Here is a 710-nt window from a genome sequence, read left to right as displayed (position 1 = left end):
GTAAGTGGCGCATCAGGTTCACTAGGCGCGCTAGGAGAAGTCACAAAACAGTTTGAAGCCTTAGGCTTGAGCCCGGATATGGTGCTGAAGTTCGCACAGATGGCCATTGAATATTTCTCTGGAGACTCTAAGTCATCTGATGAGCAAGGTTCAGGTATCGATATTGGTGGTTTACTACAGAAAGGCTTAGGTGCAATTTTGTAGTTCTATCGCAAATTACGAATAAAAAAGGGTGCTATGAGCGCCCTTTTTTATTGCGATAAGTGACGGCTTTACTTTCCTGCGCTTTCTAAAGGAAGTAGCTTTAATTCTACACGGCGATTAGCCTGACGGCCTTCGGCAGTGTCATTAGAAGCAACTGGGAAGCGTGGCCCTTTACCCGAAGAGTGAATGCGCCCAGAGGCAATGCCACGAGTCTGGAGTGCATACTTAACGCTGTTAGCACGCTGTTCGCTGAGAGTCTGATTAAACGATAGCGCGCCAGTGGAGTCTGTATGCCCGGTGATTTCAATTGCAGTCTTATCAAATTCCTTTAAGACCAGTGATACAGAATGAATGATTTTCTCAAAACTGGCCTGTAAATCCGACTTACCCGTTTCAAAGGTAATGTTGCCAGGCATCACTAAGATTATTTCGTCGCCCACACGCTTAACGCTTACGCCGCTATTTTTTAGCTGGTGCCTTAGTTTTGCTTCTTGCTGGTCCATGTA

Annotated in this window: 2 protein-coding genes; one reads left to right on the top strand and one right to left on the bottom strand. The window is 45.9% G+C overall.

Annotated features, from left to right (window positions below):
- A partial coding sequence (locus A3766_RS09295; RefSeq protein WP_197479472.1) for a DUF2780 domain-containing protein occupies positions 1 to 204 on the top strand: 204 nt, incomplete at its 5' end.
- Between the two features lie 68 nt (positions 205 to 272).
- Here A3766_RS09295 and A3766_RS09290 read toward each other — a convergent pair.
- Positions 273 to 710 (bottom strand): OmpA family protein (locus tag A3766_RS09290; RefSeq protein ID WP_156508817.1); only part of this gene is annotated, 438 nt, incomplete at its 5' end.

It is taken from the genome of Oleiphilus sp. HI0132 (genome assembly GCF_001635845.1).
Note: the sequence above shows the minus strand (reverse complement) of the source record. Positions and strands in the feature narration are given on the sequence as shown.